Annotated in this window: 21 protein-coding genes and 1 pseudogene; 6 read left to right on the top strand and 16 right to left on the bottom strand. The window is 66.8% G+C overall.

The features are described 5' to 3' along the window. Both argJ and BMZ48_RS10815 read left to right on the top strand, forming a co-directional pair. On the top strand, positions 1-1,221 hold the full coding sequence (gene argJ / locus BMZ48_RS10820; RefSeq protein WP_091535012.1) for a bifunctional glutamate N-acetyltransferase/amino-acid acetyltransferase ArgJ: 1,221 nt from the start codon (positions 1-3) through the stop codon (positions 1,219-1,221). After that, entirely contained in the window at positions 1,164-2,195 is a 1,032-nt protein-coding gene (locus tag BMZ48_RS10815; RefSeq protein WP_091535010.1) for a Nudix family hydrolase, read from the top strand. The genes argJ and BMZ48_RS10815 overlap by 58 nt, the downstream gene beginning before the upstream one ends. 8 nt (positions 2,196-2,203) lie before the next feature. Here BMZ48_RS10815 and BMZ48_RS10810 read toward each other — a convergent pair whose 3' ends face one another. Genes BMZ48_RS10810 through pilB form a run of 6 tightly spaced genes read right to left on the bottom strand, consistent with a single transcriptional unit; the run spans position 2,204 to position 7,728 of the window. Further along, positions 2,204-2,407: a DNA gyrase inhibitor YacG gene (locus BMZ48_RS10810; protein WP_436198146.1), complete on the bottom strand. Its 204-nt coding sequence runs from the start codon at positions 2,405-2,407 to the stop codon at positions 2,204-2,206. Next, a complete protein-coding gene (zapD, locus tag BMZ48_RS10805) occupies positions 2,404-3,177 on the bottom strand; it encodes a cell division protein ZapD (RefSeq protein WP_091535007.1) in 774 nt (257 codons plus the stop codon). Before zapD ends, BMZ48_RS10810 begins: the two co-directional genes overlap by 4 nt. Positions 3,178-3,218: 41 nt before the next feature. Continuing rightward, positions 3,219-3,860, bottom strand: a complete 642-nt coding sequence (coaE, locus tag BMZ48_RS10800) for a dephospho-CoA kinase (protein ID WP_091535005.1) — start codon at positions 3,858-3,860, stop codon at positions 3,219-3,221. Then, positions 3,857-4,726, bottom strand: coding sequence for a prepilin peptidase (locus tag BMZ48_RS10795; protein ID WP_091535002.1), 870 nt, complete (start codon positions 4,724-4,726; stop codon positions 3,857-3,859). The genes coaE and BMZ48_RS10795 overlap by 4 nt, the downstream gene beginning before the upstream one ends. 12 nt (positions 4,727-4,738) lie before the next feature. Continuing rightward, complete coding sequence (locus BMZ48_RS10790; protein WP_091534999.1) at positions 4,739-5,968, bottom strand: type II secretion system F family protein; 1,230 nt, start codon at positions 5,966-5,968, stop codon at positions 4,739-4,741. Positions 5,969-5,991: 23 nt separating this feature from the next. Continuing rightward, complete coding sequence (gene pilB, locus BMZ48_RS10785) at positions 5,992-7,728, bottom strand: type IV-A pilus assembly ATPase PilB (RefSeq protein WP_200769601.1); 1,737 nt, start codon at positions 7,726-7,728, stop codon at positions 5,992-5,994. 147 nt (positions 7,729-7,875) lie between these two features. Here pilB and BMZ48_RS10780 point away from each other — a divergent pair, with 147 nt between their 5' ends. The 3 genes from BMZ48_RS10780 to BMZ48_RS10770 are packed head-to-tail and all read left to right on the top strand — an operon-like array spanning position 7,876 to position 10,937. Further along, positions 7,876-8,736, top strand: a complete 861-nt coding sequence (locus tag BMZ48_RS10780) for a glycosyltransferase family 2 protein (protein ID WP_091534997.1) — start codon at positions 7,876-7,878, stop codon at positions 8,734-8,736. A 39-nt stretch (positions 8,737-8,775) separates the two neighbouring features. Beyond that, on the top strand, positions 8,776-9,867 hold the full coding sequence (locus tag BMZ48_RS10775) for a UDP-N-acetylglucosamine 2-epimerase (RefSeq protein ID WP_091534995.1): 1,092 nt from the start codon (positions 8,776-8,778) through the stop codon (positions 9,865-9,867). Continuing rightward, on the top strand, positions 9,864-10,937 hold the full coding sequence (locus BMZ48_RS10770) for a glycosyltransferase family 4 protein (protein ID WP_091534992.1): 1,074 nt from the start codon (positions 9,864-9,866) through the stop codon (positions 10,935-10,937). The genes BMZ48_RS10775 and BMZ48_RS10770 overlap by 4 nt, the downstream gene beginning before the upstream one ends. On the opposite strand, the gene BMZ48_RS10765 is transcribed toward BMZ48_RS10770, so the two are convergent. From BMZ48_RS10765 to BMZ48_RS10720, 10 genes are all read right to left on the bottom strand, one after another. Next, positions 10,828-11,988, bottom strand: a complete 1,161-nt coding sequence (locus BMZ48_RS10765; protein ID WP_091534990.1) for a glycosyltransferase family 4 protein — start codon at positions 11,986-11,988, stop codon at positions 10,828-10,830. The two genes, BMZ48_RS10770 and BMZ48_RS10765, sit on opposite strands and share 110 nt — an antisense overlap. Beyond that, a complete protein-coding gene (gene asnB / locus BMZ48_RS10760) occupies positions 11,976-13,901 on the bottom strand; it encodes an asparagine synthase (glutamine-hydrolyzing) (protein ID WP_091534987.1) in 1,926 nt (641 codons plus the stop codon). The genes BMZ48_RS10765 and asnB overlap by 13 nt, the downstream gene beginning before the upstream one ends. Beyond that, positions 13,889-14,992, bottom strand: a complete 1,104-nt coding sequence (locus BMZ48_RS10755) for a glycosyltransferase (RefSeq protein WP_159431158.1) — start codon at positions 14,990-14,992, stop codon at positions 13,889-13,891. The genes asnB and BMZ48_RS10755 overlap by 13 nt, the downstream gene beginning before the upstream one ends. Before the next feature lie 119 nt (positions 14,993-15,111). Continuing rightward, entirely contained in the window at positions 15,112-15,948 is an 837-nt protein-coding gene (locus BMZ48_RS10750) for a class I SAM-dependent methyltransferase (protein ID WP_234981612.1), read from the bottom strand. Further along, positions 15,936-16,628: a hypothetical protein gene (locus BMZ48_RS10745; protein ID WP_091534977.1), complete on the bottom strand. Its 693-nt coding sequence runs from the start codon at positions 16,626-16,628 to the stop codon at positions 15,936-15,938. The genes BMZ48_RS10750 and BMZ48_RS10745 overlap by 13 nt, the downstream gene beginning before the upstream one ends. Before the next feature lies 1 nt (position 16,629). Next, on the bottom strand, positions 16,630-17,943 hold the full coding sequence (locus BMZ48_RS10740) for a lipopolysaccharide biosynthesis protein (RefSeq protein ID WP_159431157.1): 1,314 nt from the start codon (positions 17,941-17,943) through the stop codon (positions 16,630-16,632). Between the two features lie 4 nt (positions 17,944-17,947). Then, on the bottom strand, positions 17,948-19,879 hold the full coding sequence (locus tag BMZ48_RS10735; protein ID WP_200769600.1) for a tetratricopeptide repeat protein: 1,932 nt from the start codon (positions 19,877-19,879) through the stop codon (positions 17,948-17,950). Further along, the gene (locus tag BMZ48_RS10730; RefSeq protein WP_091534972.1) at positions 19,876-21,882 is read right to left on the bottom strand and encodes a hypothetical protein; all 2,007 of its coding nucleotides are present in this window, start codon (positions 21,880-21,882) and stop codon (positions 19,876-19,878) included. Before BMZ48_RS10730 ends, BMZ48_RS10735 begins: the two co-directional genes overlap by 4 nt. Positions 21,883-21,990: 108 nt before the next feature. Then, positions 21,991-22,425, bottom strand: coding sequence for a pilin (locus BMZ48_RS10725; protein WP_091534969.1), 435 nt, complete (start codon positions 22,423-22,425; stop codon positions 21,991-21,993). Between the two features lie 260 nt (positions 22,426-22,685). Next, positions 22,686-23,114 (bottom strand): pilin, encoded by a 429-nt coding sequence (locus BMZ48_RS10720; protein ID WP_091534967.1) that lies wholly within the window; start codon positions 23,112-23,114, stop codon positions 22,686-22,688. A gap of 84 nt (positions 23,115-23,198) precedes the next feature. Here BMZ48_RS10720 and BMZ48_RS10715 point away from each other — a divergent pair. Then, positions 23,199-23,467, top strand: a pseudogene (locus tag BMZ48_RS10715) (IS481 family transposase); the annotation flags it as partial.

Genomic DNA, 23,467 nt, shown 5'->3' with positions numbered 1-23,467 from the left:
ATGGCCGTCAACCTCTCCGCCCCCGAGATCCTGCATCCCGTCCGCGGCGTGCGTCTGGGCACCGCCGAGGCGGCGATCAAGCGTCCCGGACGCAAAGACCTGCTGATCATCGAGCTCGCGCCGGGTACGCGGGTGGCTGGCGTGTTCACCCGTAACGCGTTCTGCGCGGCCCCCGTGCAGATTTGCCGTGAGCGGCTCGGTCAGGGTGGGGAGGTGCGGGCGCTGCTGGTCAACGCCGGCAATGCCAACGCCGCGACGGGCCGCGCCGGCATCGAGGATGCACGTGCGACGATGGCGGCCGTCGCCCGCCTGCTCGGCTGTGCGCCGGAGCAGGTGTTGCCGTTCTCAACCGGCGTGATCGGCCAGCGCCTGCCGGTGCATCGCATGATCGATGCCGTGCCCGTGGCAGGTGCCTCACTCGTTGCCGACGGCTGGCAGGACGCCGCGCGTGCGATCATGACCACCGATACCGTGCCCAAGGGTGCTTCACGCCGGGTGCAGACCACACAAGGGCTGGTCACCGTCACCGGCATCGCCAAGGGCGTCGGCATGATCTGCCCGGACATGGCGACCCTGCTTGCCTTCATCGCCACCGATGCGCGCCTGACCCAGGCGGCGACGCAGGCGCTGTTGCGGCAAGCCGTGGACCGGTCGTTCAACTGTGTCACCGTCGATGGCGATACCTCGACCAACGATTCCTGCGTACTGATGGCCACGGGCCAGGTCGGTACCCGCGACCTCGATGTCGGTGATCCCGACTATGCGACGGTCGCCGCCGCCGTGACCGAAGTCTGCGAGACACTGGCGCAGGCCGTCGTCCGCGATGGCGAGGGTGCGACCAAGTTCATCACGATCGAAGTCAAGGGTGCGCGCAGCGAGGGCGAGGCGCGCCAGGTGGCCTATTCGGTGGCGCATTCGCCACTGGTCAAGACGGCGATGTTCGCATCCGATGCGAACTGGGGCCGCATCATCATGGCGATCGGCAAGGCGGGCGCCGAAGGACTGGATCCGCACAGCGTCAGCGTCGCGCTCGACGACGTGACCCTGATCGAGCGTGGCGAACCGCATCCGGACTATCGCGAGGAGCTCGGCGCCGCGGTCGTCGCCCGGCCCGAGTTCACGATCCGCATCGGGCTCGGTCGCGGTCCGGCTTCGGTGCGGATATGGACCTGCGACTTCAGCTACGACTACGTGAGAATCAATGCCGAGTACCGGACTTGAACCCGCAGTCGTCTCCGATCGCTTCGTCTGACGATCCGCGTCCCGTCATTCACGTTGCCTGCGCGGTCGTGCAGCGCGCCTCCGGCGAGGTGCTGCTCACGCAACGGCCGGCCGGCAAGATCGCAGCCGGCTGGTGGGAGTTTCCGGGCGGCAAAATCGAACCCGGCGAACCGGCACGCGCAGCGCTGGATCGCGAGCTCGACGAAGAACTGGGCATCGTGAGCACGCAGGCGCGGCCGCTGATCCGGTTCCGCCATGCTTACCGCGACCGCATCGTCCTGCTCGACACCTGGCTGGTGACGGCGTACCGCGGCGAGTTGCGCGCGCGCGAGGCGCAGGCGTTTGTCTGGACCCGGCCGGAGGCGTTGCGCGACTGGCCACGGGCATTGCCCACGGTCGCTCCCAGCGTCCAGGCGCTGCTGCTGCCAGAGCACTACGTGTTCACGCCGCCGGATGCGACGCTGGATCGGCTGCTGGACGGGCTTGGCGCCTTGCCGCCGCGCGCGCTGCTGCGCCTGCGTCTGCCGGCACTGGATGCGGACGCATACGAGCGGCTGGCGCGCCGCGTGTTGCCGCTTGCCCAGGCCGCGGGTCTGCGCGTCGTGCTGGATCGCGATCCCGAGCTGGCACTCGCGCTCGGAGCCGATGGCTGGCATGCGAGCGCGGCGGTGATGCGGCGTCTGGGCGGGCGTGCGCCACTGGCGCCGATGCGGCAGTTCGTATCCTGCCACAGCGTTGAAGAAGTCCGGCGCGCCGGTGCGGCGGGCTTCGATGCCGCCGTCCTGGGCACGGTGCTACCGAGCGCAAGCCACCCGGGTGCCGCCGTGCTCGGCTGGGAGGGTTTTGCCGCTGCCGCGGCATATGCTGGATTACCGGTGTATGCGATCGGCGGCGTGGGTCCTGCCGATCTGCCCCGCGTGTTCGCCGCCTACGGACAGGGCGTCGCTGGCATTTCCGCGTACTGGCCGGTGTGAAGTCCGGGTCATGGTCGTTCGTCGCCGGGCGGTATGTCCTCTCCCGGAATGCGGCGCTCGCCACTGAACCAGGCGCCCAGATCGATCAGCTTGCAGCGCTCGCTGCAGAATGGCCGCCACGGATTACCACGGTCGAGCCGGGTGGATTTGCCGCACTGGGGGCAGGCGGCGATTCGTTGCGGGCGTTCCGGCGGTGTCGCGGCGGTGCTCACAGCGCGCAGAACTGGAGCTGGAAGGCGATGTCGTCGAGGGTCTGCTGCGCGCGGCCGCCGGTGCGTGCGCTCATGAAACGCACGGTGCAGCGGTGCTTGCCGGCGCTGATCTCGGGATAGACGCCGGCATCCAGCGGCACGAGTACGCGGATCAGTTGGCAGGGGCCTGGCGGCGCGATCACATACATGCCGGTATGCGCGGTCGCCGCCTGCGGTTCGACGCTGGCCCGCAGCAGGCGCAGATAGAGATTGATCGCGTCCTCGAAGGGCTTGATGTCGGCGTGCCATGCGTCGAGATCACGGCGGGCCCGTTCGTAAGGCTGCGACAGCCAGTAATGAAAGTGTGGCAAATCGAAGCCACAGGTGCCGCCGGGAATGCCCGAACGATTGAGGATGCCGCTCAGAAAATCGCTCTCCCGCAGGAGCGAGCCAGCGAACTGGGTGGAGAGCTGCTGCAAACCCGTCAGGGTGTGGCTGATTTCCTGGAGTACGCTGTCGAGGCGCTGCCGGTCGACGCCCGGACGCGTTGCCAGCCGCATCAGCTGCGCATGCTGATCGGACAGTTCCTTGAGAATCTCGTTCTTGGGGTCGGAACGCGACAGCACGACCAGCGTATCGAGCAATGCATTGAGTGTGGCGCGAATGCCGAATTCGCTGCTGTCCTTGCGGTGATGCCGGTGCTGCGCGAGCAGGAATTCCAGGCGCAGGAAGGTGCGGATCCGCTCGGTCAGCGGCTGCTCGAAGGCAATGACGGCACCTGCCGGAGACACGCAAAGGCTCGTTGCTGAATAAAGAATGATTGTGACTTAGATCACGGGGGCGGGCAACGCAGACCCGCCGCCTGCACCGTGCCGGTGGCAGCCAGATGCAGGTAGAAACGGTGCAGGCGGTCGACGCAAGTCCGCAAATCCTCGCGGGTGCCGACATTGCCGAGGATATCGTGTGCGTGGGCCAGCCGCTGCTCGCGTCCGAGCTGCGCGGCGAGCATCTGCGCGGCCAGCCCGGCATCGATCGCATCGCGGTCGCACAGGCGTTGCCGTTGAACGGCCTCGGGCACGTCGATCACCAGTATGCGATCGACCAGGGGCTGCATGCCGGCCTCGATCAGGATGGCGACGCTGAGGATGCAATAAGGTGCCGTCTGCGCGTTCCTCCAGCGCTGCATGCGCGCGCGGATGTGCGGATGGGTGATGGCCTCGAGGTGCTGCCGCGCTGCGGGGTCGGCAAAAACCCGCTCCCGCATGCGCCGGCGGTCGAGCGTGCCATCCTCCAGCAGCATCTGAGGACCGAAAACCGCGACGATTTCGGCGAGTGCCGGCTCACCCGGGGCGACGATCTCGCGGGCGACCTGATCGGCGTCGAGCACCGGCACGCCCAGCTCGGCGAACATCGCCTGCACGGTCGATTTGCCGCTGGCGATGCCGCCGGTGAGCCCCACGGTGAGCCGGCTCATGACAGCCCCGCGGTCCTGGCATAGAGCCCCAGCAAGCTGTCGCCGTACATCAGCGCGAGCCAGCCGGCGGCGGCGAGATAAGGCCCGAACGGAATCGGCACACGGCGGTCATGGCCGAGCAGCAGAATCATGCCGATGCCGACCATCGCCCCGACCAGCGACGACAGCAGGATCACCATCGGCAGTGCCTGCCAGCCCAGCCAGGCGCCGATCGCAGCGAGCAGTTTGAAGTCGCCATAGCCCATACCCTCCTTGCCGGTGACCAGCCTGAACAAGTGGAACACGGCCCACAGGCTCAGATAGCCGGCCATGGCGCCGACAATGGCGCTGGTCGGGGATGCGAACACCGGTACGAGACTCAAGCCCAGGCCCAGCCACAGCAGCGGCAACGTCAGATCGTCCGGCAACAACTGTGTCCGCAGGTCGATGATCGCGAGCGCGAGCAGCATCCACGTGAACAGCAGGGCCGAGACAAGCTGCAGGCTCCAGCCGAATTCGATGGCGCACAAGACGGCCAGCGCCCCCGAGGCGGCTTCCACCAGCGGATACTGCAGCGAGATCGGCGCGCGACAGCGCGCGCAGCGGCCGCGTAGCCACAGCCAGCCCAGCACCGGCACGTTGTGCCAGGGTTTGATGCCGGTGCCGCAGGCCGGGCAGCGCGATGCCGGATGGAGCAGCGACAGCCGCTCTTCGGGTTCTGCCGGCTGGCCGAGGATCTCCCGCGCCTCGCGTCGCCAGGCGATCTCCATCATCCGCGGCAGACGCAGGATGACGACGTTCAAAAAGCTGCCGACGATCAGGCCGAGCACCCCGCAGGCACCCGCAAGCAAGCCCGGACTGGATTGCAGTCCGTCGATGAGATCCATGGAGTTTTTCCGTCAGACGACCTGGCCGAGCTTGAAAATCGGCAGGTACATGGCGACGACCAGACCACCGACGAGTACGCCGAGGATGGCCATGATCATCGGTTCCAGCAGGCTGGACAGGGCATCGACCAAGTTGTCGACCTCGGCCTCGTAGAAATCCGCGACCTTGGCGCACATCGAATCCAGCGCGCCGGATTCTTCGCCGATCGCCACCATCTGTGTCGCCATGTTCGGGAACAGCCCCGACTGCTGCATGGTGAGCTGGAGCTGCTGGCCGGTCGCAACCTGGTCGCGCATCACCAGGATCGCTTCCTGGAAGACGATGTTGCCGGCCGCCTTGGCGACGGGTTCCATTGCCTCCACCAGCGGCACGCCGGCGGCGAACATCGTCGACAGCGTGCGCGCGAAGCGGGCGACCGCGGATTTGTAGAGGATATCGCCGACCACCGGGATCTTGAGCATCAGGCGGTCGAGCAGGCGCCGGAACGCTGCCGAGCGGCGCTTGGCCTCGAACAGGCCATAGCCGATGCCGCCCGCGCCGAGCAGGATGAGCCACCATTTCTCCTGCACGAAATGGGACAGGCCGATGACCATCATCGTGAACGCCGGCAGGTCGGCACCGAAGCCCTGGAACAGCTCCTGGAACTGCGGCACGACGAAATACAGCAGGATGCCGGTGACGATGAAGGCGACCACGATCACCGCCGTCGGATAGGTCAGCGCTTTCTTGACCTTCTTTTTGATGGCTTCGGTCTTTTCCTTGTAGGTCGCGATCTTGTCGAGCAGCGCCTCCAGGGTGCCGGATTTTTCGCCGGCATCCACCAGGTTGACGACCAGATCGTCGAAGTACAACGGGTATTTGGCCAGGCTCGCGGCAAAGGAATTGCCGGCTTCGATGTTGGCCTTGATGCCCATGATCATCTCGCCCATGCTTGGGTTCTCGTGGCCGCGGCCGACGATCTCGAGCGATTGGACGAGGGGCACACCGGCGCTCATCATCGTCGCCATCTGGCGCATGAAGATCGCGATGTCACCGCTTTCGATGCGTTTCTTGCGCTTGCCGAAAAGCGCGGACTGCTTGCGCACGACGATGGGGTTGATGCCCTGCCGGCGCAGCTGCAGCTTGATGTAGTGTTCGGAGGGGCCCTGCGTCTCACCCTTGACGCGGTTGCCCTTGCGGTCCGTGCCTTCCCACTTGTAGACCGCTTCCTTGACGGCCTTGACGGCGGTTGCTTCTGCCATCGTCGTTCCTCTGCAGCCTGTGTTCAATCACCCATGGTACAGGCGTTGGCCTGTACCAGGTCGATGATGCCCGCCTTGACCTTGCGCAGCGCCGACTGCCGCAGGTCGGAAATACCCTCTCTGCGTGCCTGGTCGGCGATGTCGATCGCATTGCCGCCCTCCATGATGATGCGCCCCATGGCCTCCGAGAACGGCATGACCTGATAAATGCCCGTACGGCCCTTGTAGCCGCTGTGGTCGCACTGATCGCAACCCACGGCCTGATAGATGGTAAAGCCGGGGGTGTTGACCTCTTCCTCGGTGAACCCCTGGCGGATCAGTTCCGCCTTGGGAATCTCCGCCGGCCGGCAGCAGTTCTTGCAGAGCTTGCGCGCCAGCCGCTGGGCGATGATCAGCGTCAGCGTCGAGGCGAGGTTGTAGGCCGGCACGCCCATGTTCATCAGACGCACGATGGTCTGCGGGGCGTCATTGGTATGCAGCGTGGAGAGCACCAGGTGGCCGGTCTGCGCCGCCTTGATCGCGATCTCGGCCGTTTCCAGATCGCGGATCTCGCCGACCATGATCACGTCGGGATCCTGGCGCAGGAAGGATTTGAGCGCCGCGGCAAAGGTCAGTCCCACCTTGGGGTTGACGTTGACCTGGTTGATGCCGGGCAGATTGATTTCCGCGGGATCTTCCGCCGTCGAGATGTTGATGTCCTCGGTGTTGAGGATGTTCAGACCGGTGTACAGCGACACCGTCTTGCCCGAGCCGGTCGGTCCCGTCACCAGGATCATGCCCTGTGGCTTCTGCAGGGCCCGCAGATAGGCTTCTTTTTGTTCGGGCTCGTAGCCCAGTGCGTCGATGCCCAGCTGGGCACTGGAAGGATCGAGGATGCGGCAGACGATTTTTTCACCGAACAGCGTCGGGCAGGTGCTGACGCGGAAGTCGATGGCCTTGGTTTTCGATAGATACAGCTTGATGCGCCCGTCCTGGGGGATGCGCCGCTCGGCGAGATCCAGGCGCGACATGACCTTGATGCGCGCGGCGAGCCGCCCGGCCTGGGTCACCGGCGGGGTGGCGACGGTCTTGAGCTCGCCATCCTTGCGATACCGGATCCGGTAGCTTTTTTCGTAAGGCTCGAAATGGATATCCGAAGCGCCCTGCTGGATGGCATCGACGAGGATCTTGTTGACGTAGCGGATGATCGGCGCATCCTCGGCATCCGCTTTGGTGATATCGACACCGCCGCCCTCGGTATCCCCACCCTCGACCACCTCGAGATTCTCGAGATCGGCATCGCCCAGGTTCATCTGCTGGGATTCGGCCTGCTGGATCGCCGATTCGAGCGCCTTGGCCAGCTTGTCCTCGGTGACGAGAATGGGCTCGGTCTGGTGGCCGGTGGCGAACTTGATTTCGTCGAGCGCCTGCAGATTCGTGGGATCGGAAACCGCCACGTACATCTTCTTGGCGCGCTTGAACAGCGGTAGCGCGTGCGCCTTGCGCAGCACTTTTTCGCTGACTTCCCTGACCAATGCGGGGTCGATCTCGACTGCGCTCAGATCGAGCAGGGGCACCCCGAATTCCACGCTCGCGGTTTCGGCGATGATCTGCGGGCTGACCGCCTTGGATTCGACCAGCACCGAGACGAAAGGAACGCCGGTCTTGAGCGCTTTTTGCTGATGCGCGCGCGCCACCTCCTCGGTCAACAAACCGTCGGCGACCAGCCGTCGCGCCAGACCGCCCAGGAAAACGCTGCCAGGTGTAGCGGGTGTAGCCATCGCTCACATGAGGGTTGGATACCCCTCACTATAGGGGCTTGCGGACCGTCGTCAATCGTGCTGCCGGCGCGTGGTGTGGTCACGCAAGCGCATCCGGATCGGCCACAATACGGCCTGCCGCATGGACCACCCGGACGGACTCACCGCTTGAGCACCATCAGCATCATTCTGCCCGCCAAGAACGAGGCGCAGGCGCTCGTCGAGCTGCTCCCGCGGCTGCGCGCGGCCCAGCCGGATGCCGAGATCATCGTCGTCGACGACGGTTCCACCGACGCAACCCGCAGTCTTTGTGCGCAGCAGGGCGTCATCTGCCTGTCTTCGCCCTACTCGATGGGCAACGGCGCCGCGATCAAGCGCGGTGCCCGCGCCGCACGCGGGGAGATCCTCGTCTTCATGGACGCCGACGGCCAGCACGACCCCGCGCTGATCGCGCGACTGCTCGCGCGTCTGGACGAGGGCTATGACATGGTCGTTGGCGCACGCGGCCGCGATGGCCAGGCCAATCTCCATCGCGGCGTTGCCAACGGGCTGTACAACCGCATCGCCTCGTGGGTGACCGGCCACCGGATCGCCGACCTGACCTCCGGCTTTCGCGCGGTCCGGGCCGACAAGTTCCGGGAATTCCTGCACCTGCTGCCCAACGGATTTTCCTATCCGACCACGATCACGATGGCGTTCTTCCGCAGCGCCTACACAGTGGCGTATGAACCGATTCCCGTGTACCGGCGTGTCGGCACGTCCAGCCACATCCGTCCATTCAAGGACGGTGTGCGGTTCTTGCTGATCATCTTCAAGATCGCGACGCTGTATTCGCCCTTGAAACTGTTCGTGCCCGCGTCGTTTCTCTTCTTTGTTCTCGGTGCCGGATATTACGCGTACACCTACATGACCATGGGGCGATTCACCAACATGAGCACGCTGCTGCTCAGCGCCGCGGTGATTGTGTTTCTCATCGGTCTGGTATCGGAGCAGATCACCGCGCTGGTCTATAGCCGGAGATCCGACTGAGTGCACCCACCCAAGCGCGTTGAACGCACAAGGCACTCGATGACATCGGCATCCGTGGTTTTCGTGATCGGCACGCGGGCCCAGCTGATCAAGGTCGCGCCCGTGATCCGCGCCTGCGAGCAAGCCGGGCTCCCCACGCATCTGTTGATGACCGGGCAGCATCGCGACACCATGGATGATCTGTTGCACGAGTTCGCCATTGCCGCACCGCGGCGCGCGGCCGTACCGGCCGGAGAGAATGCGACCGTCGGCGCCCTGCTCGGCTTCGCACCGCGGGCGCTGGCCGGGCTGATTCGCGAGCTGCGCGCATTGCAACGGATCGAGGGCGCGCTCGATGTCCTCGTCCACGGCGATACCCTGTCGACCCTGCTGGGCGCGCTGGCCGCGCGCAGGGTCGGGGCGCGCGTGCTGCACGTGGAGAGCGGCCTGACATCCGCCCAGCTGCTCGATCCGTTCCCCGAGGAGCTCACGCGCCGGCTCGTTTTCCGCCTCACGGACGTGGCGTTCTGCCCCGGGCCGCGCGAAGCCATGCAGATGCGCCGGTATCGCTGCGAGGTCGTCGAAACCCAGGGCAACACCATTCTCGATGCCGTGCGCATGACCGGCGCACTGCAACGCGCCATGTGTCCGTCGGGGCAGGGCGTGCTGGTGTCCCTGCACCGGTTCCAGAATCTTTACAGCGCGCGCCGCTTCGACCGGCTGATGGGGACAGTGGCCGCATTGGCCGAGCACCGCGACGTCCACTTCGTGTTGCATCCGGCCACGCACAAGCGGCTGGAGCGTTCGCGCTGGCCGGCCGTGTTCGATCGCCTGCCGCGTCTGCGGCGCTATCCGCGGATGGGGTATCGCGCCTTTCTGTGTATGGCGGCGGAGGCCGAATGCGTGCTCACCGATGGCGGTTCCAATCAGGAGGAGCTGGCATGCCTGGGTGTTCCGACCGTCATCATGCGGCAGACGACCGAGCGCCAGGACGGGCTGGGAGCCAACGCGCTCATGGAACGTGATCTGCCCGCCGATCTCGTAGACTGGGTGTGCAATGACGGCCCTGCGGCCCTGCGCCGCCCGCCGCGGTGGCCGGCGGATCCCGGGCCCTCGGCGCGTATCGTCCGCTATCTGTCCGGTCTGGGATGAGCAAAACACGGCCGCTGGGCGTCTGGCTGCCTGCGGTACGCACCGCGACCGGGACCGATCGGTTCACGGAGCAGCTCGCAGATGGTCTTCTGCAACGCGGCATCCGCGCCGAGATAAGCTGGCTGCCGCATCGGGCGGAGTATGCGCCGCAGTCGGTGCCGCGCCCGCGGGTGCCTGACTGGGTGTCGGTCGTGCACGTCGCATCCTGGCTATCCCCGCGCTTCGTGCCACAGGATCTGCCACTCGTCGCGACCGTGCATTTGTGCGTGCATACGGCATTCGGCGATCTGCGCAAACCGTGGCTGCAGCGCCTCTATCATCGCTGGAAGATCTACCCGCAGGAGCGCGCGCTGCTCGCGCAGGCCGATGTGGTGGCAGCGGTGAGCCGGGCGACGGCGGAGGAAGTGCGCCGCGCTTTTCCGGGCATCGTGCCGGTCGTCGTCCACAATGGTGTGGCGAATATGCCGTTCACCGCCGCGCCGATGCGACCGCCGGGACGCACGTTCAGGGTGCTGTATTGCGGGAACTGGAGTCGCCGCAAGGGCGTGGACCTGTTGCCGCCGATGTTGGCGGCGCTCGGCGAGGGCTTCGAGTTGATCTATACCGTGGACCGGCATGGCGGTACGGCTGGCGTGAACTTGCCGGCCAATGCGCGGGCGCTGCCGCGCATCGACGGCGCAGCGGCAATGGCCGAGGTGTACCGCGCAGCGGACGTGCTGGTCTTCCCTTCGCGGCACGAAGGCTTGCCCTTGGTGCCCCTGGAAGCCATGAGCCATGGTCTGCCGGTGGTTGCCACCACTGCATCCTCGGTGGTCGAGATCATCGAAGACGGCGTCAGCGGTTTACTGGTCCCGCCCGACGATGCGCAGGCACTCGCCGCGGCCATACGGCGGCTGCGAGATGAGCCGGCGTTGTGGGCGGCGCTGTCCGCCGGGGCTCGTGCGCGGCAGCGTGACGGTTTCAGCCTCGATGCGATGGTCGATCGTTACATCGGCCTGTACGAGCGGGCCCTGGCGCGGCGCGGCACAGCCGCTCGAACAGCAGCAGATGGGCATCGGCGCAGGCCGTGATCGAGAAGTGCGTCCGTGCCAGCGCCCGGCAGTGGTGACGCCGCTGCTGGTGACGCGCCGGTGATTCCGCCGCGCTGGCGGCCAGCGCGGCGGCCAGCGCATCGGGCGTGGCCGCGCAGACCCAGCCGGTGTTTTCGTCGAGATAACGGTCGATGCCGCCGCAAGGCGTGGCGATCACCGGTGTTCCGGCGGCCAGGGCTTCGAGCGCGGCGTTGGAGAGACCCTCATAGCGCGAAGGCAGAACCAGCGCTCTGGCCTGCGGCAGCAAGCCGAGGATATCGGCATGCGGCAGACGCCCGAGGAAATGGACCTGATCGGTCAGGCGAAGGCGTGCGCACTGGTCCCGCAATGCCGTTTCTGCCGGGCCTTCTCCGACGATGCGCAGGGTCAGACGCTGACCCTGCCCGCGCAGTAGCGCCAGTGCGGCGAGCAAGACATCCACCCCCTTTTGCGGCGTGAGCCGTCCCACGAACAGCCAGTAGGACGCGGCCGGTTCCGGGACGGGGTCGTCGTCGATTCGCACCCCGTTGGGGATACGCGCCGAAACCGGTAGGCCCGCCTCGGCGAGAGCCTGGGCGATGCCTTCGGAGATGGCATTGAAGGCATCGACCTCGCGCCGCGCCCAGCGCAGCAGGAGACGGTGACCCCATAGACGGCGCAGCCGCGCGAAATCGGCGTGCCGACCTTCTCCCGCGGCGGCCGGCGTTACCACCAGTGGCAACCGCAGCAACCCCAACCGCTTGAGCACGACGCAGACCCAGGTCGCTTCTGCGAAGAACCGGCAGTAGAGGAGATCCGCCCGGCGCTGCGCGCGCAGCAGCAGCAGGGCGAGGCCCAGCGCAAACGTCACCGCACGCAGGATCCGGCCGGCGTGCCGCAAGTGGGGGATATGGCGTGCGGGAATCCCCGCGTGCACCCCGCTGGGCGTGCGGTGGGCGAGCACTTGCACACGATGGCCGGCGCTCTGCCAGGCCTGCGCCAGCAGGAGGACTTGCCGTTCGGCGCCGCCGAGGACGAAGGGCGGCAGGTCGGAGAGGATCAGGATGCGCATGGGATCGGGCGTGTCGCCGGGTTGGCACGCAGCCAGGCCAGGAGCGTCAATGCCGTCCACAAAGGATCGCTCGCATCGATTCGCCCGCGCAGGTGATGCGTCCACAATCCCCTGAGGGCGCGGCGGTCGAGTCCCAGTTCCGGCATGTCCGGTGCCTCGTGGATCAGCCGTGTGCCCCAGTCGCGCAGCTCGGTGCGCAGCCAGCGTGCCAGCGGAATGGCGAAACCCTGCTTGCGGCGCTGGGCGATCGCTGTCGGGACATGGCGCGCGAGCAATTGCCGCAGAATCCATTTGCCCTGGCCTTGCCGGAACAGCAGGGTGTCGGGTATCCGCCAGGCCATTTCCAGCACGCTGGTTTCTAGGAACGGCATGCGCAATTCCAGACCGACGGCCATCGATGCGCGGTCGCTTTTCGGCATCAACGCGCCTGGCAGGTAGAAGGTCTGGTCGAAGAGCCGCATGTTGGCCATGTCGTCGAGGCGCGGGTCGGCCACCGTCGCCAGTGCGGTGGGGTCTTCGTGCGGCATGGCCCAGTGCTCGGACATCGCCCTGTGCAGGGCCGCGGCGCTGTCGCTGCGCAGAAAAGCCGCGCGGCGCCAGTGCCGCCGCGTATGCCCGGTGTCGATCCGCCCGAGCATCGTGCACAGTTGCGCGGCGGCGTGGCGTATCCCCCGGGGAGTGCGACGCAGAACGCGCCACAGCGCCAGGGCATTGAACTGCCGTTGATAGCCGAAGAACAGCTCGTCGCCGCCGTCGCCAGACAGGGCGACCTTCACATGCCGGCGTGCGACACGGCACAGCAGGATCGTCGGCAGCTGCGAAGGGTCGGCGAGCGGTTCGTCATAGACACCATCGAGTTGGGGCAGCAAGGCCAGGGCATCCTCGATGCGCAGACGTTCGGCGTGGTGTTCGCTGCCCAGGGCCGAGGCCACCTCCGCGGCAGGCAGGGTCTCGTCCAGGGCGGGATCGTCGAAGCCGATGGTGAAGGTGCGCACCGGTCGCCGGCTGAGTTTGCTCATCAGGGCAACGACCAGAGAGGAGTCGATCCCGCCCGACAGGAAAGCCCCGAGCGGGACATCGGCGATCATGCGTCTGGCAATCGCTTCTTCGAGACGCCGCTCGATGAGATGCAGGGCTTGCGCAGGGTCCTGCAATGGCGGTTGTGTCCGACAGACCCGGGCGAAGGCCGTTGCATCCCAGTAGCGCTGGCAGCGCGCGGCGAGCTCGGCGGCGGCCCGTGGCGGCGGATCGCCCGCCGTGACCCGCAAAAAGGTGCCGGGCGGCAGCTTGAACGCACCGGCAAGCGGCGTCCATGGCGCCGGGATGTACCCCAGCCGCAGCAGCCAGCGCAGCCCGGCAGGATCGGGCGCCCGGGGTTCGGTATCGGCGAGGCTGAGCGCCCGCAACTGGCTGGCGAACGTCAGCCGTCGGCCGTCCCAGGCCAGGTACAAGGGCTTTTCTCCGAAGCGGTCGCGGGCCAGATACAGCGTCTGCTGTGCACGATCCCACACGGCCAGCGCGAACATTCCATCGACGCGCTCCAGGGTCGGTTCCAGGCCCCAGGCAGCGATGGCTTCGAGCAGGACCTCGGTGTCGGAATGCCCACGCCACGGATGCGGGCCGGCGGTGTCCAGCCTCTGGCGCAGATCCCGGAAGTTGTAAATCTCGCCGTTGAACGCCAATACCCAGCGCCCATCGGCGGACACCATCGGCTGCGCACCCTGTTCGGACAAGTCGATGATCGCGAGCCGTCGATGTCCCAGGCCGATTCCGGCCTCGGCATCGAACCAGTGCCCCGCGCCATCCGGTCCACGGTGCGCGAGCGCCGCCGTCATGCGCCGCACGGCCGCCGCATCGGCCTGCGCATCGCCGGCTGGCGTCCGCGGGCGTAGCACTCCCGCTATTCCGCACATGGTCGGGAGTCTCCGTTGCGGTATGGCAGATCCATGAAGTCCAGATAACGGTCGGTGGCGTGGACGATGTCGTAGCGTTGTCGCCACGCATCGTCCGGTTGACCGGGGCGTTCGTACCTGAGCGCCTGCATTGCGGCGGAGAGTGCATGCACGTCTTCCACGGGCACCAGCCTGCCCCAGCGGCCTTGCTCGAGGATTTCGGCCGCGCCACCGGGTGCGTCGGTCGCCACCACCGGGAGCCCGCTCGCCAAGGCCTGGATCAAAACCCCGGGCAGGCCTTCCCAGCGCGAGGCCAGAACGAAGGCCGAAGCCTCCAGCATGAGGTCGATCAGATCGACCCGATAGCCGAGGAATTCGACTTGCGACGCCACGCCCAGAGTGTTCGCCAGCGCTTCCAGCGCGGGGCGTTCGGCCCCTTCGCCGGCGATCAGCAGCCGGTCGCCGGGGCGCGGCTTGAGGGCGGCAAAAGCGCGGATCAACACATCCATGCCTTTTTGACGGTCGAGCCGGCCGGCACTCAAGTAGCGCATCGGACGGTTTGGATCCAGCGCTGCCGGGGTTTGCGCGACCCGGTGCGCTCCGCGCTGCCACAGCGTCGCCGAAATCACCGGGTTGGGTAGCACGCAGATGCGGTCCGGCGGCAGTCTCAGGCAGTGGGCGAGATCGGCGGCGGCGCGGTGCGACAGTGCGCCGCGCCGGACATTCCGGCACAGATATTTTTCCGCCGCCAGGCGGATCCAGCGCTGGGTCCAGGGCAGGGCCGCGAGTTCGGCGGACAGCGTACTGGCTTCGCGGATGAAGACCCGCGTAGTGGTTGCGCGCGCGGCCCATGCCGCGGCCCAGCCCAGGTGGGAGGGCGATACCAAGAGCACCTGCGGCTGCCACGCCTGCAGCCAGCGCCGGAGGCCACTGACGGCGGCGCGGGTAGTGCGGGCATCGAGCACGTGTTGATGCACGGCCGCGGATCCGTCGACGGCGAGTGGGCCGTGCGCGCGCAGCACCACGAGGCAGACGTCGAAGCCGCGCCGTGCAATCTCCTGGGCCAGCGTCACCATGACCTGTTCGGCACCGCCGCCGCGGAAGTCGGGCATCAGCAGTCCCAGTCGCGGCCGTGGAGGACGGCGTGCCGGGCCGGTGACGGGGTGCATCTCGGATTCACGGTTAGACACGGGAACAAGGATGGCGACAGGTGAAGCTCCCCAGAACGGTGTCACGGTGATGAATCGCTGCGGCGGAATACGAATTCGTCGCAGCGCGTGCCGAACAGCCCGAGCGTGCGCCCGCCCAGGCGGCTGGGGCTGACATTGCAATGCACGAGCGTGAAGCCCTCGCGGCCCACCCAGGCTTCGATCTGGCTGCGCGTCGCCGATTCATACGGCCACCCGCCCAGCCAGTCGGCGACGTCGGTTTCAAACCGCATGCCACGGGCGCGGGGATATTCACGCACATAGGTGTTGTAGTCGATGCCTTTGAGCGTGAGGTTGAGGCGCCAGGCGGCTTGGTAGAGGCGCTGTGCCCAGCGCCGGGCACGGGGCGAGGCTCGTTCGGTGTACCAGCGTTTTTCGAGCGCCCAGGCCCAGCACAGCCAGCTTTTCTTGTAGATCGCGATGGCGAGCAAGCCCTGCGGCGCGACCAAGGCACAGGCACGACGCAGGGCACCGCGCAAGTCGCCGGTGTGATGGAGCACGCCCCACGAATAGACGTAGTCGAAGCGACCGAAGGTCTCGGGCGTGAGCGTGAGGATGTCCGCTCGTTCGACGATGGCGGTGTGTTCTGGGCAGAACCGCTGCAAGACCGCCCGCGTGGTAGCGACGCAGGTTGCATCCCGGTCCAGCGCAGTGACCGTCGCGCCGAGCCGGACGGCAGCGGCGGCGTGGATTCCCGAGCCGCATCCGAGGTCGAGGAAGCGCTTGCCCGTGAGCGGGGCATCGCCAAAGAGGCGTCGTAACCCGGCGATGGCTTGTTCGATGTGCCGTTCGTCGATGCCGTCGGCGTAGTGTCGCCAGTTTTCGCCGAAGGCGAAGACGGTCGGATTTATGTCTTGCACATGTTTTTCCTGCATTGCAGTACCAGATCTCCCTGCCAGCCGGGGATAAGCCAGAGCAAGCCATCGAGCCAAAAAGTCCCCCAGGCGGTTTTGCGTCCGGTGAAGCTTGCGATGTAGATGTTCTCCCGGGTGTCCGCGCGCCGCACCGCCTGGCAGGCACGCCAGTGCGACTGCGCGTGTGCGCCACGCTGACGCCGACGCACCGCAAAGCCGAGGTTTTCGAGACAGGCTCGTAGTGCCGGGCCGGAAGGCAGGGACAGGTGCTGGGGTGCGCACAAGTCGAACCAGTCGGCACCGAAACAGCGATGGAAGATGCCATCGCGGTTGGTGAGCACCCAGCGCCAGCGGCTGCCCTTCGGTTTGGCAAAACCGAATTTCCGGGCGAGATAGCTCTGCCGTACCGACAGGGCCCAGCGGTCCAACACTCCTTGCCGGGGCCGTTCATCGCACTGGTCGTGGGTGTAGTACTGCGCATAGGCGCGACCGATGGTCGTCGGTGTCGGGCGCGGACTGACGTAAAGGCTGCGGCAGTCACGGCACTCCCAATAGGTCCAGGTTCCCTGGGTGGTGCCGATGCGATCGGGAATCGCGGCATAGGCGATACGTCGCTGTCCGCTCTGGCAGTACGGACACCGTGTAACGGATTCCAGCTCATGCGCTTCCCAATGCCTCGACGTCATGTCAATGCGGATGCCGGTGGTTGAGTAAAGAGATGCGGTTGGCACGCAGTGTAATGGCCATGAGGACGATGACCGCGGCCTCGGTGCACAGCAGGGCCAGTACGGCGCCATACACTCCGATCCGGGGTAACAGCACGGCATTAAACCCGAGGTTGAGACAGGCGCCGATCGCCAGTCCAGAGGCTGCTGCGGTTTGCCGACCGCCCGTGTTCAGGCGTAGCTGCAGATAAATGCGCAGGGCGATGATGGCCGGCATGCCGGCAAGCAGCGCAGTCAGGTGTGCGGCCTGTTGATAGGCCGGTCCGAACAGCCACGGGATCGACGCGCCCAACAGGGCCACGCCCATGGCCGCGACCAGCGCCGGGCCAATCACCAAGGCCGGCGCCTGCCAACGTGGCGGCGGAGCCAGGCCGAACAATCGCGGTGCGAGTGCGGCCGAAGCCGACCATGCCGGAATCGTGGCCAATTCCATCAGACGGGTGGCAATCGCATAGGCACCGGCCTGGGTGCTTTCGCACAGGCGCAGGACCATGACTTTGTCAACCGTGGCGTAGGTCGCCTGTGCCGTGCCACCGGCGGCGAATCCCCAGCCGCTGCGCAGCTCGTCCCAAAGGGCGCTTACCGAGATGGGTCCGAGAGGGCCGTGCCGGTGGCGCGCGAAGGCATGACACAACATTGCGGCGAGTGCGCAAGCCAGGACGTGGAGCAATGCCCACGTCTGCAAGGCGTGTTCCGCGGCAGGGGCGAGTGCGAGCAGCAGGAACCCGGCCATCAACCGTACCGCGGCCGGCAGTGCCAGCAGGGCTGCATAGGACCGCATCGCCGCGGCCGCCTGAAAGCTCGCCGCCGAGATCGTGCACCATGGGGTGAGGACGACCTCGGCAACGCAGATGGCGGCGATCGCCCACCGGTCCGTGTCCGGCGGTGTCAGGCCGATGGCAAGGCCGATGGCTAACAGACTCAGCGGCGGTGCGCTGACGAGCAGACAGCCCAGGGCCTGGGTCCAGGCCTGGGTGAGGCTGCGCCGCTGGGCGGCCACTTCGCGGACCATCACGACCGCGGCGCCGCCAGCCGACAGCGTGGCCACGGCCATGGCGATGCCGAACAGGGCGGTCAAGGCGGCGTAGTGGTGAGGGCCGAGCGCGCGTGCGATGACGACCAGCAGCGCCGCCTGCAGCCCGGTTCTGATCAGAGTGCTGACCGTCACTGCCAAGGTGTCGGTGGTCAGCGTCGAGAGCCGGGGTTGTGGGAGCACGGTATTCGACGGTGCGCTGCGCGGGGTGGGCAGTGTATCCACGCGGTCGATGGTGGACACCGACTCATGAGGCCGGCATGGCCGCGCGCAGTGCGGTGATCTCTTCATCGAGCGTGCCCCATCGGTTGAGGCGCTCCAGTTCGCGGAGCTGCTCGGTGGCCGCGGTGATGTCGCCGGTTGCGAGCTGGATTTGGATCAGCGTCACGCGGTAGGCAGGCTCGTGCGGCGCCTGTGCCACCGCGTCGCGGACCAGGCGTTCGGCCAGTGCGGGGTCGTGTAGCACATTCCAGGCATAGTCGCCGTAGGCGATGAGCAGGCCCGCGCGCGGGTTGGGGTGACTCAGGGCCGTGGCGTAGAGCTCGATCATCTTGTCCACCGGCAGTGCGCAGTCACCATCGCGCGCGCAGCGGGTCAGGGCCATGATCGCGCCGTCTTCCTCGGCGCTCGGCGGATGGGCGCGGATTTTCTCGAACATGTGCTGCCACCAGTTCTCCGCGATCGGTCTGTTCATCCGTGCGTTCATGTAGATCAGGGCCTGCTCCGGCAGGATCGAGGCGCCGGGCAGGCGCGCGGCGGTTTCAAAGGCCTGTTGCGCGGTCTCGATCAGCGGCGAGTGGGGGTCATAGGCGGACAGGACCAGCGCGGTGCGGCCGAGTTCGTACTGCGCCCGCGGCGAATGCGGCGCCCGACCGGCGAGTTCCACGGCGAGGCGCAGCGGGTGGCTCCAGGCCAGAGCCGACAGGGCGGTGAACAGCGACCAGAAGACGAGCAGCGCGCCGACCAGAAGCTGTGTGGGTCTGCGCTCCGGCACGGACTGCGCATCCGCGGATGTGTCCGGCAGCGGCCACAGCAGCGGCAACGCGGCGAGCAGCAGCGCATAGCTGGCGAAATAGTTGCGGTGTTCGAAGACCAGTTCCAGCGGCAGGATCGTACCGGTCAGGCTGTGGGCGGCCAGATACCAGGCCAGGCCGAGCGCGAGCAGCGGGCGGCGTCGGCGCACGACGAAGATGAGCGCTGCCCATGCGGCGATCACGACCAGGGCCGGCAGGGTGGTCCACGGCTGGGTCAGCCCGGTCGAGACGGGGAAGTGGTCGTGATAGAACGACAGCCAGCCGGGCAGGGGGATGAAGGTCCAGGCGATGTAGGCGACGAGCACGCGCGCCTCGGTGAGCAGGCGTTGCCCGAGCGTGAAATCGCGGTGTACCCAGATCTGCGGGTCCAGCACCATCGGGATGACCCACAGGCTGCCGACGACGAGCGGCACACCGAGCACGCCGACGAAGATCAGCAGCAATGGGGTACGCGTGGCACTGCCGCGGCTCAGTCCGCCGAGCACCAGCCATTCGAGGATGAACGCGAGCAGCGGCAGCAGCACGGCGGTTTCCTTGGCCAGCAGGCCGAGGCCGGTCATCACGACGAGGCTTGCCGCGGCCATGACGGCGCCACGCCACGGCTCGGTCTGCATTTCGCGGCGGCCGCGCAGGTAGCCGAGCAGGCCGAGGACGATGAAGATCTGCGCCAGGCTTTCCATGCGCTGCACGACGTAAAGCACGGCGGTGAGGTTGATCGGCAGCAGCAGCCAGGCGGCCGCGAGCAGGGCGGCCATGCGGCGGCCCGCGGCGTCGTCGGCGAGTGGCCGGGCGGCGCGCAGCAGGGCGCACCCGAGCAGGAACAGCAGTCCGCCGTTGAGCAGATGCAGGGCGAGGTTGGTGAGCTTCATCCAGAACGGATCGAGCCCGGTGAAGGCGTGGTTCAAGGCAAAGCTCACCGAAGCCAGCGGGCGCTTGAACGCGCTCGACGGCGAGGAGAGCGCGGCGCGGACGAGCGCGGGTACGCTCACCGATTCGATCTGCAGCGCGGTGTTGTCGACGATGTTCGGATAGTCGTCGAACACATACCCGCCACGCAGGCCCGGCCAGTACAGCGCTGCGGTGATCAGCATCGCGATGGCCATCCACAGGCTGCCGCGCTGGAGCAGGGGAGAGGGCGGGGTCATGAGGGCGTGTCTCCGGTGGCGGCGAGATCGGCGAGCAGGGTTTCGCGCAGGATGGCGAATTCGCGTTCCCAGTACCGTTGCGTGGCCAGCACCCAGGCATGGATGCGGCGCATGCCCCACGAGGTATCGGCAACGTGGACGCTATCCTGCCATGCGTCCAGATGTTGCAACCCGAGCTGCGGAAATCCGTGCTGGCCGAGCAGGGCGGCCTGCCGGGCGGCGAGCGTGGGCCGTGGCATCACCGCCATCGCCGACGAGAACGCGCTCAGCGCGGCCTTGGCATCGCCGGCGGCGAGCGCGAGCCGGCCAGTCAGGTGGTGTAGATCCTGAATCCGGGCCGGGGAGGCCTGAAGCCGCGGGTTTTCCAGACCGAGCCGGATCAGCTCGGCGATGACGGAGGCGTCGATCGCGGCACACGGCCGGGTTTCGATCTTGTCCAGAGCCCAGGTCACGAACAGCCGGCCGGTGTCGCGTGTCTGCCGCATCGCGGCGCGCGCCATCTCCAGTGCAGCAGGCGGCACCGAACCGAGCTGGCAGTGGGCATCGATCAGAGTCAGCGCGATCTGCAGGTCGGGCGGGGTTCTTGCGGCAAAACCGGTCAGCCGGCTGATGGCCAGATCCGGCCGTTGCATGGCCATTTCCGCCTGTGCCGCATAGGCCTGCGCGCGTGGCGAATGCGGGCTCAGCGCACCCCAGACCAGGGCCTGTTCCAGCGGCTTGCCCCACAGCTCGGCGCGCAGCCCGGTCATTACGGCGAGCGCCACTGGCAGCAGCAGCATGGCCGCAACGGCTGCGCGGCGCACCGCCGCGGGCTGGGTATCCGTGCGCCGGATCCGCTGCAGCCCCAGGGCCAGCGGCCAGAACAGCAGCATCGCCGGCAGATAATTGCGGTGTTCGAAATAAAGCTCCAGCGGAATCACCGTCGATTCGATCGACTGTCCGCCGAAGTAAAACAGCAGGGCCGCGGACAGCACCGGCCAGTGCCGTCGCCGCCACAGCGCCAGCGCGATCAGACCCGCAACGCCGAGCAGTGCCGGCAGGGTTGTGACCGGCGCAGTGAGGCTATGTGAGACCGGAAAGTCATCGTTGAACAGGCCGCTGGTATAAGGCCGTGGCAGCAGCAACTGGCTCAAATAGTCCAGCAACACCCGCGGCTGGGTCAGAGTGCGCTCGGTGAGCGTCCACGGCCGCCACGCCGACAGATCCGACATCGCGGCGTGCACGCCCATCGCGAGCAGGGTCGCTGTGAGTGCGAGCGACGGCAGCGCCAGCAGCAACAGGCGTGTGCGGCGCAGAATGGCTTGTGCGCGCGGATCGGTCGGGGTTGCGCGCAGCACCGTGAGTTCCAGCGCGCCGATCAGCACGGGCAGGAGCACGCCATTGGCCTTGCACAGCGTCGCCGCCGCGGTGCAGCCGATCAAGAATGCCGCCATGCGCATGGCGGCACGCTCCGGGGCTTGCTCCAGATCGCGCCGCGCCCGGCTCCAACCCCAGATACCGAGCAGCGTGAACGTGGCCGGCAGCATGGCCTCGCGCTGCACGACATAGAGCGTGGTGGACACCAGGAACGGGTGCAGGCCCCAGAGCGCGGCGCCCAGCACGGCGACGGTGTCCTCCTCGCCCGGTCTTACCGCGGCCGGCCGCATCCCGCGCATCAGCTCGCGCAGCACCACGGCCAGCAGACCTACGTTCAGCAGGTGCAGCAGCAGATTGGTGCGCTTGAATGGATAGGGATCGGCCGGCCAGTCGCGGGCATCGAGCAGAAAACTGAGCAGGGCCAGCGGACGCCCGGTCGGATCGGCGGTGCCCGAGGTCAGATACCGGGCCAGCGCCGCGGCATCGTCGATCGCCCCCATGTCCCCCAGCGCCGAGAGATTCGCCGCATCGTCGAACAGAAAATCGCCGTGCAGGCCCGGCGCATAGACGCCGGCGGTGACGAGCAGCAGCAGCGCAAGCCCAACCCAAAAGCGTGCGCGCGGGTTCACGGATGGCAGGGCCGGCATCGCCAGGACGGAAGTATCGGAGGTCAGGTATGCAAAACCGGGAATGAAAAACGATCAGGGCCGCCGATGCGGCCCCTGCGGGTGGATATCCAGCGCCGGGTCTTATCTTCAGCGACAGCTACTGGGCCGATACCGCGCCGCCAGCGTACCACCGCGGCAGCTCCAGACGATACTGCCTTCCTCGCTGCGCGGCGAGAGTTGCAGCGTCTGGCCATTGATCTTGGCATTGACCTTGCGGCCGAACGCCACCTCGATGACACCGTTGGTAACGGTGACCGACGCCACATAATTGCCGGTGATCGACGCCGCATTCGGCAGGCCAGCCGAGGCGTTCGTCGCCGGGGTGCGGCCCGTGTTGGACATGAAATCCCAAACGGCAGCCTTGGCGCCGGACGCGAGCGACAGGCCCTCGGCCACCTGCGAGCGAATGGTGTAGTCCTGATAGGCCGGGATGGCGATGGCCGCCAGGATGCCGATGATCGCGACGACGATCATCAGTTCGATCAGCGTAAAACCGCGGGCGGGCTGTCGAGTCGGCTTCATCGCTCCTCTCCCCAACGCAGGCTCACTGTGTCGAGCAACAACCGCGCCAGGTGAAAAACCAATAAAAACAGCATCCTGCTCTGATCGCGCGGGCGGCGCCGGGCACTGGAGGGCGGCTTGCGACAAAATTTGTCAGCGACCTGCAAGGCTCGTTTCGGCCGCTGCCGCCGGACCTGGCCCGAACGGATCCACAAACGGGGCCACACGAAAAAGGGCCGCTCGCGCGGCCCTTTTGCGGGTATTGTCCAAAACCGATGGTCTTAGCGGCAGGACGAGGGCACGTACTTGGCCGCCAGGCTGCCGGTCTTGCAGGTCCAGGCCACGCCGCCCGCGGCGTCACGCGGCGACAGCAGCAGCGTGTTGTCGATGATCTTGCTGTTGGCCTTGTTGCCGTAGGTGATGGTGATCAGGCCGTTGGTGATCTCCACCTGCTTCACGTAGTTGCCGGTGATGGATTTAGCTCCGACCACGCCTGCCGAGGCGTTGTTGGCCGGGAAGGTGCCGCGGTTGTTGAAGAACTCGGCCACTGCGGTTTTTGGCGCAGCCGCCAGCGACAGGCCTTCCGAGACCTGCGAGCGGATGGTGTAGTCCTGATAGGCCGGGATGGCGATGGCCGCCAGGATGCCGATGATCGCGACGACGATCATCAGTTCGATCAGCGTGAAACCCTGTTGCTTGCTCATTTGCATACTCTGTCGTGTCCCGGATGATTGGTTAATTGGTTCACGCCGTGGTTTACTCTTGGCGCGAGAGGTCATGCTGGAGCTGAAACGATGCATCTGAGGCTGCACAAGAACGCCACCACGACACCCAGGATCCGCGCCGAGATCCAGGTCAGCAAGGAGCCCATGAGGGTTCTGGCCCAGCGCTTTGGCGTGAGTGTCTCCACCATCGCTCGCTGGAAGAAGCGTGCATCGGTTCATGACGCCTCCCATACCCCTCATCGACTGCAAACCACGCTGACGCCGGCCCAGGAGTCCATCGTGCTCGTCTTGCGTAAAAGCCTGGGCCTTTCGCTGGATGACCTGCTGGCAGTCGTACG

It is taken from the genome of Fontimonas thermophila (assembly GCF_900113085.1).
Taxonomy (GTDB): domain Bacteria; phylum Pseudomonadota; class Gammaproteobacteria; order Nevskiales; family Nevskiaceae; genus Solimonas; species Solimonas thermophila.
This window is presented reverse-complemented; position numbering and strand designations above follow the sequence as displayed.

Excerpts from the sequence above, each read along its gene's own strand:
- BMZ48_RS10755 (WP_159431158.1), bottom strand. The coding sequence starts at position 14,992 with ATGCCCGACTTCCGCGGCGGCGGTGCCGAACAGGTCATGGTGACGCTG.
- BMZ48_RS10815 (WP_091535010.1), top strand. The coding sequence starts at position 1,164 with ATGGACCTGCGACTTCAGCTACGACTACGTGAGAATCAATGCCGAGTA.
- argJ (WP_091535012.1), top strand. The coding sequence starts at position 1 with ATGGCCGTCAACCTCTCCGCCCCCGAGATCCTGCATCCCGTCCGCGGC.
- BMZ48_RS10745 (WP_091534977.1), bottom strand. The coding sequence starts at position 16,628 with ATGACGTCGAGGCATTGGGAAGCGCATGAGCTGGAATCCGTTACACGG.
- asnB (WP_091534987.1), bottom strand. The coding sequence starts at position 13,901 with ATGTGCGGAATAGCGGGAGTGCTACGCCCGCGGACGCCAGCCGGCGAT.
- BMZ48_RS10765 (WP_091534990.1), bottom strand. The coding sequence starts at position 11,988 with ATGCGCATCCTGATCCTCTCCGACCTGCCGCCCTTCGTCCTCGGCGGC.
- BMZ48_RS10725 (WP_091534969.1), bottom strand. The coding sequence starts at position 22,425 with ATGAAGCCGACTCGACAGCCCGCCCGCGGTTTTACGCTGATCGAACTG.
- BMZ48_RS10795 (WP_091535002.1), bottom strand. The coding sequence starts at position 4,726 with ATGGATCTCATCGACGGACTGCAATCCAGTCCGGGCTTGCTTGCGGGT.
- BMZ48_RS10730 (WP_091534972.1), bottom strand. The coding sequence starts at position 21,882 with ATGCCGGCCCTGCCATCCGTGAACCCGCGCGCACGCTTTTGGGTTGGG.
- coaE (WP_091535005.1), bottom strand. The coding sequence starts at position 3,860 with ATGAGCCGGCTCACCGTGGGGCTCACCGGCGGCATCGCCAGCGGCAAA.
- BMZ48_RS10735 (WP_200769600.1), bottom strand. The coding sequence starts at position 19,879 with ATGACCCCGCCCTCTCCCCTGCTCCAGCGCGGCAGCCTGTGGATGGCC.
- BMZ48_RS10770 (WP_091534992.1), top strand. The coding sequence starts at position 9,864 with ATGAGCAAAACACGGCCGCTGGGCGTCTGGCTGCCTGCGGTACGCACC.
- pilB (WP_200769601.1), bottom strand. The coding sequence starts at position 7,728 with ATGGCTACACCCGCTACACCTGGCAGCGTTTTCCTGGGCGGTCTGGCG.
- BMZ48_RS10720 (WP_091534967.1), bottom strand. The coding sequence starts at position 23,114 with ATGCAAATGAGCAAGCAACAGGGTTTCACGCTGATCGAACTGATGATC.
- BMZ48_RS10775 (WP_091534995.1), top strand. The coding sequence starts at position 8,776 with ATGACATCGGCATCCGTGGTTTTCGTGATCGGCACGCGGGCCCAGCTG.
- BMZ48_RS10790 (WP_091534999.1), bottom strand. The coding sequence starts at position 5,968 with ATGGCAGAAGCAACCGCCGTCAAGGCCGTCAAGGAAGCGGTCTACAAG.